This is a genomic window from Halalkalibacterium ligniniphilum, from assembly GCF_000334155.1.
GTDB lineage: Bacteria > Bacillota > Bacilli > Bacillales > Bacillaceae_D > Halalkalibacterium > Halalkalibacterium ligniniphilum.
Window position 1 is genome coordinate 73,962 of sequence record NZ_ANNK01000087.1, and the last position, 10,304, is coordinate 84,265.

6 protein-coding genes and 1 pseudogene are annotated in these 10,304 nt (G+C 40.2%); 5 read left to right on the forward strand and 2 right to left on the reverse strand.

The features are described 5' to 3' along the window. Positions 1 to 96 precede the first annotated feature (96 nt). The gene (gene treP, locus BLT_RS0109680; RefSeq protein ID WP_017727594.1) at positions 97 to 1,509 is read left to right on the forward strand and encodes a PTS system trehalose-specific EIIBC component; all 1,413 of its coding nucleotides are present in this window, start codon (positions 97 to 99) and stop codon (positions 1,507 to 1,509) included. A gap of 99 nt (positions 1,510 to 1,608) precedes the next feature. Here treP and BLT_RS0109685 read toward each other — a convergent pair whose 3' ends face one another. Further along, on the reverse strand, positions 1,609 to 3,465 hold the full coding sequence (locus BLT_RS0109685) for a DNA ligase D (RefSeq protein WP_017727595.1): 1,857 nt from the start codon (positions 3,463 to 3,465) through the stop codon (positions 1,609 to 1,611). Positions 3,466 to 3,575: 110 nt separating this feature from the next. Between BLT_RS0109685 and ku the strand changes: the two genes are divergently transcribed. Then, complete coding sequence (ku, locus tag BLT_RS0109690) at positions 3,576 to 4,418, forward strand: non-homologous end joining protein Ku (protein ID WP_017727596.1); 843 nt, start codon at positions 3,576 to 3,578, stop codon at positions 4,416 to 4,418. A gap of 191 nt (positions 4,419 to 4,609) precedes the next feature. On the opposite strand, the gene BLT_RS0109695 is transcribed toward ku, so the two are convergent. Further along, a complete protein-coding gene (locus BLT_RS0109695; protein WP_017727597.1) occupies positions 4,610 to 5,203 on the reverse strand; it encodes a hypothetical protein in 594 nt (197 codons plus the stop codon). 324 nt (positions 5,204 to 5,527) lie between these two features. Here BLT_RS0109695 and BLT_RS0109700 point away from each other — a divergent pair, with 324 nt between their 5' ends. The 3 genes and pseudogenes from BLT_RS0109700 to BLT_RS21710 all read left to right on the forward strand — a co-directional run. Continuing rightward, positions 5,528 to 8,356 (forward strand): 2-oxoglutarate dehydrogenase E1 component, encoded by a 2,829-nt coding sequence (locus BLT_RS0109700; protein WP_017727598.1) that lies wholly within the window; start codon positions 5,528 to 5,530, stop codon positions 8,354 to 8,356. A gap of 19 nt (positions 8,357 to 8,375) precedes the next feature. Continuing rightward, entirely contained in the window at positions 8,376 to 9,644 is a 1,269-nt protein-coding gene (odhB, locus tag BLT_RS0109705; protein WP_017727599.1) for a 2-oxoglutarate dehydrogenase complex dihydrolipoyllysine-residue succinyltransferase, read from the forward strand. Positions 9,645 to 9,750: 106 nt separating this feature from the next. Beyond that, positions 9,751 to 10,293, forward strand: a pseudogene (locus BLT_RS21710) (ZIP family metal transporter); the annotation flags it as partial. Between the last annotated feature and the right edge of the window lie 11 nt (positions 10,294 to 10,304).

Here is a 10,304-nt window from a genome sequence, read left to right on the forward strand (position 1 = left end):
ACGTTTGAATCAAATAAGATAAGAAATACTAAGAATATCTTGAGCATTTTGTATCAAATGTACACATTAAATGAGAACGAGAACAGGGGGAAAAACATGGCTGATTACAAACAAGAAGTAAAACAAATTGTCGAAGCCATTGGTGGTAAGGAAAATATTGATACAGCTACACATTGTGTAACGAGATTACGCTTTGTTTTACATGATGAAGACAAAGTAGACCAGGAGAAGCTTGAGAGCATAGATCTCGTGAAAGGTTCATTCTCATCAAACGGGCAATATCAAGTTGTTATTGGACAGGGCACGGTGGATAAAGTTTATAAACAAATGGTTGCTGAGACAGGGATCGGTGAAGCAAGCAAGGAAGACGTGAAAAATGCTGCTGCAAAAAAGACAAATATTTTTCAACGCGCGGTGAAAACGCTTGCCGATATTTTTATTCCAATCCTACCGGCCATCGTTACAGCTGGTCTATTAATGGGGATTAACAACATCCTTACAGCACCTGACATCTTTTTTTCAGGAGCGTCAGTTGTCGATCGTTTCCCAAAATGGGCAGATGTGGCAAGCATCATTAACTTGATTGCGAATACGGCATTTGTATTCTTACCAGGATTAATCGGTTGGTCAGCAGTAAAACGATTTGGCGGTAGTGAATTACTAGGTATCGTTTTAGGTCTTATGCTCGTTCATCCTGATCTTTTAAATGCTTGGGGATATGGAGCTGCGCAAAATGAAGGAGGGATTCCGACATGGAACCTCTTTGGCTTACAGATAGAGAAAGTTGGGTATCAGGGTCAAGTGCTCCCAGTTCTTTTCTCAGCACTCTTGTTAGCGAAAATTGAAGTCTTTTTACGTAAACGAGTTCCTGACTCCATTCAGTTACTTGTCGTAGCACCTGTTGCATTGCTTGTCACTGGTTTTATCGCTTTTGCGGCGATTGGTCCAATCACATTTACAATTGGAAATGGTATTACGAGCGTATTTACAGGTATATTTGATACAGTACCTGCAATTGGTGGATTCCTTTATGGTCTGATTTATGCTCCATTAGTTATTACAGGAATGCATCATACATTTTTAGCTGTGGATTTACAGCTTATTGCCACAATTGGCGGAACGTTTTTATGGCCGATCTTAGCCCTTTCAAACATTGCTCAAGGATCAGCGACTCTTGGCATGATGCTTGCGACAAAAGATGAGAAACTAAAAGGCTTGTCTCTATCCTCTGCCATTTCTGCCTATTTAGGGATTACAGAACCGGCTATGTTCGGGGTAAACATTCGTTATAAATTTCCGTTTATTTGTGCCATTATCGGATCTGCGATTGCCGCTACATTCATTACGATGAACGGCGTGCTCGCTGCTTCGGTTGGTGTAGGCGGTTTACCAGCGATCTTCTCTATTTATTCACAGTACTGGGGAGTTTTCTTAATCGGGATGATTCTCGCATTAGTAATTCCACTTGTTTTAACTTATTTGTTTGCAAAGCTTCGCAAAACTGCATAGGAAAACAATAAAGCACATGGACTAAAAGTGATCCATGTGCGTTTATTTGGTTACTTAATCATTCGATTAGTACTGGGCGATTTCATGAGCAATGATTCCTTATGCTTTTGTTTCTACATTTGCCTTCAGTTGTTCAAGAATGGTACTAAATGGCTGTTTTTCTTTTGTTTCATGAAATGAACGAAAAGGATTTATTTTCTGGTGAATTCGATCAAGAACTACGGACAAGGAAAATTCAGTGGGCGAAAGCCGCTCAGTTAGTTCCTCCCATTCAAGTGGTGTTGCGACTAACCCTTGTTCATTTCCTCTTGGAGAAAAGGGAGCAATGATGGTTTTACCCGATTCGTGTTGCAGGTAATCTAGATAAAGGCGATTTTGCCGATGTTTCTTTAAACGCTCTGTTGTAAACCATTGGGGCTCCTGCTCATATAAAAACTGACAGATGAATGAAGTGAACATGCGTGTATCTCGATAGGAAAATGTATTGTCAGGTAAAGGGAGGTACACCTGCAATCCTTTTCCGCCCGACGTTTTTACAAAGGCGTGCAGTTTAAACTGTTCAAATATGTCCTTCATTCGTAGCGCTGCTTCGATTGCAAGTGAGAATTCATTACTTGAAGGAGGATCTAAATCAAAGACAATTTCGCTTGGGTGCTGTGAATCGATTGGATTAAAAGGGGTGTGGAATTCCAAGGCTAGTTGGTTTCCTAACCATAATAGTGTATCAAGCTCGTTGCAAAGAATATAGTTAATTTGTTCAATTTTTACCGTTGAGACGAATTCAGGTGCGTAGTCGGGGCAATTTTTTTGATAAAATCGATCTTTCTCATTTGCTGAGCGTACCCCATGAGGCAAGCGTATGACTGTAAGGGGACGGTTGAATAGAAAAGGAAGCATGGATGGGCCAGCTTCTCGTAAATAATGTAAATAATGATCCTTTGTATAAGACATTGCTGGCCAAACAGGTTTTTCTGGATGTGTGACCTCAATGAATGGCGGCAAAGGCTCTAAATTTTTTTGCATGACCTCCCAGGTGCAGTCTAATGGCGTTAGATCGAAGCGAAATTGATGGAATCGAGCTTCACGTAAATGTTTTCCATCAAAATCAATGCAAGCAACATCAAAACAGATAGACGGAGCTAACTTGTAGACATGCTCTGTTGTTTTTAATGAGTTTGTAGTCACAATGGTTTCAAGTGCTTTGCGTTGCTCTTCTTGAAAGCCATGTGTCATATTTCCAATTTCAACAATTTTACCATCCTTCTGAACCGAAAAATGAAAATAACCATTTTTTTGATCATATTTTGTTAAAAACACAGAGACATAGCGCCAATGCTTGAGCTTAAGCCATTGATTTGTCCGTTTTCCTTCAAACCAACGACTTTTTACATCCTTAGCAACGATTCCTTCACCACCATAAAGAAGCACCTTACGCCAAACGTCATCACCATCTGATGAGGTAGCAATGAGCTGAATTTTATCATCCTTATGATACTGAACCGATAAAGGGATTTGTAGTTGAGTGAATAATGAACAAAGCTTTTCTTTTCGCTCGTTATACGATGACATGGTCAGATTTTTTCCTTGAAATTTCAAGAGGTCAAAGCATAAATAATGACATGCTACTTTGTTTGCCCATTCATTAATTGTTTCTTTTTTTCGTAAAAAATTACGAGTTTGTAAGGCTGAAAACTGAGCACGATAATCATTTTTAAGTACAACAAGCTCTCCATCAAAGGTTAATGGTAAATGGGGTTTTATCCGCTCGTTTAATTTTTCGCAATATGTAATCAATTCTGGAAACGATTGGTTTAATAATCGACCTGTTCGACTCACAAGTTCAATTGAGTCTTCTTTCCATTTGAGAATGCAGCGAAATCCGTCATATTTAATTTCGTACATCCAATTTTCCCCTACTGGAAGGGATGTAGTGGTTTGAAGCAACATTGGTTTCATTGGCTCACCTCACGTATTTGTTCTAGCATTTGTAGGATGAGATTAGCTCATACATAGTTAGAATGAATTTCTCACATATTAAACTATATGACTTTTCTGAGGTGAGAATTATGCATACAATGTGGAAAGGCAGTATTAGTTTCGGATTGGTAAATATCCCAATTAAGCTTCATGTGGCAACTGAAAATAAGGATATAAAGTTACGTCAGCTTCATAAAGAATGCAATACACCAATTAATTATAAAAAGGTATGCCCTGTTTGTGAGAAAGAAGTAGAACAAGAAAATATTGTGAAAGCGTATGAATATGCAAAAAATAAATTTATTGAGTTAGACAAGGAAGAATTGGAGGCATTGCGAAAAGAAAGTGAAGACAAAGCAGTAGAAATTATCGATTTTGTAAAGCTTGAAGATATTGATCCTATTTATTTTGAACGTAGCTATTTTATGTCACCAGGAGATGGAGGAAGCAAAGCTTATTCCTTACTACGGGAAGCGTTAGCGGAATCTGGAAAAATTGGTGTAGCAAAGATTATTATCCGTTCAAAGGAACAATTAGCGATCATACGTGTGTACGAAAAAGCATTACTAATGGAGACGATTCATTTTCCTGATGAAGTTCGATCTTTTGAGGAAGTTCCGAGTATACCTGAAGAGACAGCAGTCTCAAAAAAGGAGCTTGATACTGCTTTGTTATTGATTGAACAACTGACAACAACATTTGAGCCAGAAAAGTATGATGACGAGTATCGAACCGCTCTAATGGAGCTTATTGAAACGAAAAAGAAAGGTGAGAAGACCGTTACCGCTCCCGAAAAGCAGCCAACCGCATCAAATGTCACCGATCTAATGGCTGCACTTCAAGCCTCCATAGACAAAACGAGAAAAAAGCCAGCAAAAAAAGCCGCAACAAGAAGAAGAGCCGCAGCTTCATCAGTTAAGAAAAATGCGTAAACAATTGATAACTCTAAAGGGTACACAAACAAAGAGATAAGTTTTATTTATTTAAAACCAATAATGGCTCAATTCTACGAGAGCAGCCATCTTCTTCAATCTGTTCTTAAACGGGGGTCCTTTTTTAGAGGCTTATGACCTAGCGGCTCTTTAATGCTTTCTAGGTCATATTAAGAACTTGATATAATTAATTATGAAGGAATGTGTTTTATTTCTTTTAGATAGGAAATAACCGCATTAGGATTACTCAATAGATCAATCCCTTTTTGTATGAGCTTCTTTTCATGTTTAATATGAAACTGAGAAGCGACTTGTGTAATCGTACGAACCATGATTTGGAGATGGTGCTGCTCTGTTTCTGATAGCATTGATTCAACTGTCGGGCAGATAAAAGAACGACAGACGATGTTTTTGTAAAACGGAGGTAAGCTGCACCCTTCGCCTTGTTTTAAAAATACACAGACGGAATAACGTAGTTTAAGGTCATCTCTTTCTAATTTCGTCAGCGAAAAGCTCTGTTGCTTATAAAAGCTAGGATCAACATTGGCATGGACTTTTATTTGATAGGGGAGGATTTGCGCATTCTCATGGTTTAAGATTGAGGTGCGCAAAAACGTTTCATTATGCTGAGCCATTTTTGAAAGCTCAAAAAGACCAAAAAGAGGACTATAGCTACAACAGCCTACACGAGGAAGATGGTCCTCAGCAGGTGAAAAGAACGTCTCAGGACAAAAAGAACAATGTGGTGTAAGCACTTGCTTATTTTTCTTATCTAAAACAATCATAATGGGCCACCTTTCCTTGAAACAACATACTATGTTCAAAACAAAAAAACAACTGTAAGAAGATTTAACAAATCAATAGAAATGACTGGATTTTCTGAATAAAAAGTCTTACACTCATGGTGAAGAAGAAATTTAAGCACGAAAAATAAAGTGAAATTGAGCCGAATTTTCAAATTTTTCTTTTTAGACGTATAAATCTATGAAAAGTCCATTTTAACCTTTGAGCAAATGTGACAGTCATGTTAAAATGGTAATGTAAGCGTTACAATTTACAACGTTCATAGATTTTACACAACTTAATCGTATGTAGGAGGTTTTTATCACATGTCCAGCAAGGAGCACAAACCGGAAGAGCCATGGCAAGGATTTCATGGTCCGAACCTCGGTGTCGCAGTCGAACTTTATGAAGAGTACCAAAAAGACCCACATGCTGTAGATGAAGAGCTACGCGAAGTCTTTAATACTTGGGGACCGCCACCATCATCGGGAGCAGAGGCTACAAACTCAACTTTCACTCCAGATGCTACAACTGGATCGGACATGATTAAGAAGATCGTCGGTGCTGTTAAACTGGCTGATAACATTCGTGCCTATGGTCACTTAGCATCGGACATTCATCCCATTTTGAAAGAAACAAAAAATGAAGAACTACTGAATTTAAGCCAATACGGACTAACAGAAGAGGACCTTAAAAGCATTCCTGTAGATATGCTCTGTCCGTATGCTCCGTCTCACGTCAAAAACGGGCTTGATGCAATTCGTCATTTAAAAGCTGTCTATACAAAGACGATTGCTTTTGAATTTTCTCATGTCCATGAAGAAGAAGAGCGGAATTGGCTTTACAAAATGGTGGAATCTGGTCTCTATCTACCAAACCTTTCAAACCAACAACGGGTAGCATTATTAAATCGTTTAACGGAAGTAGAAGGGTTCGAGAAGTTTCTTCACCGCACGTTTGTCGGGCAAAAGCGGTTTTCTATTGAAGGGCTCGATTCACTTGTTCCAATGCTTGATGAAGTTGTAAAAGAAGCGGTCCATGAAGGAACGAAAAATGTAATGATTGGTATGGCCCATCGCGGACGTTTGAACGTTCTTGCCCATGTGCTCGGCAAGCCTTATGCGAGGGTCTTTTCAGAGTTTCTTCATTTACCTAGCAAGGGGATTTCTCCTAACGAAGGCTCAATTAACGGTTGGACTGGCGATGTAAAATATCATATGGGTGCCGACCGTCAAATAAAAGAGGAAAATACTGCGGCAGCACGGCTGACGCTTGCAAACAACCCTAGTCACCTTGAATTTGTTAGTCCAATTGTTGAAGGATACGCGCGGGCTGCTCAGGAAGATCGTACATCTCGTGGTGTTCCAGAACAGGATAGCTTAAAGGCATATTCGATTTTAATTCATGGTGATGCAGCCTTTCCTGGGCAAGGTGTCGTTACAGAAACGTTAAACCTTAGCAGATTAAGAGGGTATCAAACTGGTGGCTCTCTTCATATCATTGCCAATAACAACATTGGTTTTACGACAGAAACATTTGATTCTCGTTCTACAACCTATGCAAGTGACCCGGCAAAAGGGTTTGAAATACCGATTGTCCATGTAAATGGAGATGATCCAGAAGCTTGTCTTGCTGCGATGCATTTAGCCTTCCAATACCGTAAGCGATTTAAGAAAGATTTCCTAGTTGACTTAATTGGCTACCGCCGTTTAGGTCACAACGAAATGGATGAACCAGCTGTCACGCAACCTGGATTATATGAAATCATTCGCAAGCATCCAACAACACGCGTGATTTACGCCAATGCACTTACGGAAAAAGGGATCATTGATAAAGATAAGGCGAAAGCTTTAGATGATGAAGTACAAGCACGGCTTCAAGAAGAATATGATAAGGTTTTTCAAAATAAAACGGAGGAAATTCCGTCCGTTGCAACACCAGATGATATTGTTAATGGATTACCAAAGGTCGTTACATCAGTGGACGGTAAAATTCTTAAGTCAATAAATGAAGAGCTTTTAGCGTGGCCAGAGAATTTTGCTGCGAACCAAAAGCTTGAGAAGATCTTAAAACGTCGTCTTACCGCTTTTGATGAGAATAACAAGATTGATTGGGCATTAGCGGAAACATTGGCGTTTGCGACCATTTTACATGATGGCACACCAGTTCGTTTAACTGGTCAAGATTCGGAGCGTGGTACGTTCGCCCATCGCCATCTTGTTCTTCATGATCGTAATACAAATAAAGTGTATTCTCCATTGCAGGAATTTAAGCAAGCAAACGCGTCATTTGCTGTTTATAACAGCCCATTAAGCGAAACGGCTGTCCTTGGATTTGAGTATGGATACAATGTATTCGCACCTGAAACTCTCGTTTTATGGGAAGCTCAATTTGGTGATTTTGCGAACGGCGCACAAGTTATTTTTGACCAATGGATATCAGCAGGACGTGCAAAATGGGGTCAAAAATCAGGACTGGTTTGTCTCCTTCCTCATGGATATGAAGGCCAAGGCCCTGAGCATTCAAGTGCTCGCGTTGAACGATTCTTAGTTTTAGCAGCTGAAAATAACTGGACCATTGCCAATTGTACATCGGCTGCACAATACTTCCATATTTTACGACGTCAAGCAGCGATTTTAGATACGAATGCGGTTCGCCCATTGATCATCATGACACCAAAAAGCTTACTCCGTAATCAGAGTGTTGCTTCACCTGCTGAAGCGTTTACAAATGGTGCATTTCAACCAGTTTTTGAACAGCCAAACCTTGGAAAGAACAAAGAAAAGGTTGAGCGCGTCATTTTATGTAGTGGGAAAATAGCGATTGATTTGGCAGACAAGATTGAAAAAGAAAGTGATAAGGATTGGGATTGGCTTCATATCATTCGCGTTGAGGAGCTATACCCGTTCCCACGTAAGCAAATCGAAGAGGTTTTCTCTCGGTATCCGAAATTACATGATATTGCGTGGGTACAAGAAGAGCCAAGAAACATGGGGGCTTGGCCGTTTATGCAATCAAAAGTTCGCAGAGCGGCAACAGAAGGAATTGAGGTTCGCTATATTGGACGTACGTACCGTTCTAGTCCTGCAGAAGGTGACCCAGTTGTCCATAAGAAGGAACAAGAACGAATTATTACAGAAGCGTTGAGTCGATAATCTTAAGGAGGCCATCATTGTGATTGAAATTAAAGTACCGGAATTAGCAGAATCGATTACAGAAGGAACGATTGCTCAGTGGTTGAAGCAGGTTGGGGATCATGTCAACCAAGGAGAATACATTGCAGAACTAGAAACAGATAAGGTAAATGTAGAAATTACCGCAGAGTATTCCGGTGTGATTAAAGAATTTAAAAAGGAGCCTGGTGACACCGTTGAAGTAGGTGAGGTTATAGCAGTATTAGATGAAAATGCTGACGCTTCTGCTGCAACAGAAGCACCAGGTTCTGAAGAAAAAACAGAACAGCAACCTGTTAAAGAAGATGCTTCAGCAGCTGCGGAGAGTCAAGCAGAAGAGAAAAAGGGGTCAACGGATCGTCCGCTTGCTTCTCCAGCTGCACGCAAGCTAGCTCGAGAAAAAGGAATTAACTTGAGTGCTGTACCGACAGCTGATCCGCTTGGGCGTGTTCGTAAACAGGATGTGGAGTCATATGATGGAAAACCAGCTGCTTCGGCTCCTTCACAAGAGAAAAAGCCTACTTCATCTCAACAAGCTCCAGCAGCGAAAAAAGTTGAGCAGTTAGGAAAGCCCGTTGAGCGTATTAAAATGTCCCGTCGCCGTCAAACAATTGCAAAGAGACTTGTTGAATCTCAACAGACGGCAGCCATGCTGACAACGTTCAATGAAGTCGACATGTCGGCAGTAATGGAATTAAGAAAACGTCGTAAGGATGCATTCTTCGAGAAGAATGGTGTGAAGCTAGGGTTCATGTCCTTCTTCACAAAAGCAGTAATTGGAGCTTTAAAAGAGTTTCCTTTACTTAACGCAGAAATCCAAGGTGACGAAATTTTATTGAAAAAGTATTACGATATTGGCATCGCTGTCTCTACCGATGAAGGGCTTGTTGTACCTGTCGTTCGAGATGCAGACCGTTTAGGTTTTGCAGGGATTGAGCGGGAAATTTCAAATCTAGGTAAAAAGGCAAGGGATAATAAACTTTCACTTTCTGATTTACAAGGTGGTACATTCACCATTACCAATGGTGGGGTGTTCGGTTCGCTTTGGTCTACGCCAATTTTAAATGCACCGCAGGTAGGAATCCTTGGTATGCATAAGGTACAATGGCGTCCTGTTGCCATTGATGAAGAGAATTTCGAGAATCGTCCAATGATGTATATCGCGTTGTCTTACGATCATCGTATTGTTGATGGAAAGGAAGCAGTTAGTTTCTTAGTAAAAGTGAAGGATTTACTAGAGGATCCTGAATCCCTATTACTAGAAGGATAATACTTGTTTGTAAGCCTCCTTGAAGCAACCGCTCCGAGGAGGTTTTATGTATGAATCAATCATTTGTTGTATATGATGATAAAAACAGATGATATTTGGAGGCAAGATGGAAGAATTTCTATTAGCAAGTTTTCTATCGGCGATGGCAACAGGGCTTGGTGCATTACCCATTTTATTTTTTAAGAAAGCAAGTCATCGCTGGAGAGATATATTGCTCGCATTTACAGCTGGCGTGATGGTAACAGCTGCAACCTTCGAGCTTATCCCTGAAGCATTGCAAATAGGCGGCTTAGGGAATGTTGTTTTAGGAATATCATTAGGTGTAATTACCTTAACGATTTTAGAACGAACGATTCCCCACCTCGACCTAGATCATGGAACGAAAAATATGAATTACGATCGAAAAGCAGTGCTTGTCATCACTGCGATCATTCTTCATAACTTACCAGAAGGGTTATCTGTTGGTGTTAGCTATGGCAGTGGAGTAGAGGGACTAGGTCCGTTCATTGCGTTTGCAATAGGTTTGCAAAATGCCCCTGAAGGGTTTCTTGTTGCTCTCTATTTGATTCAGCAGCAAGTCAGACGTTTAAAAGCTTTTATGATCGCTAGCTTTACAGGTGCTGTGGAGGTCATAACAGCCATTATTGGCTAATTTTCAAC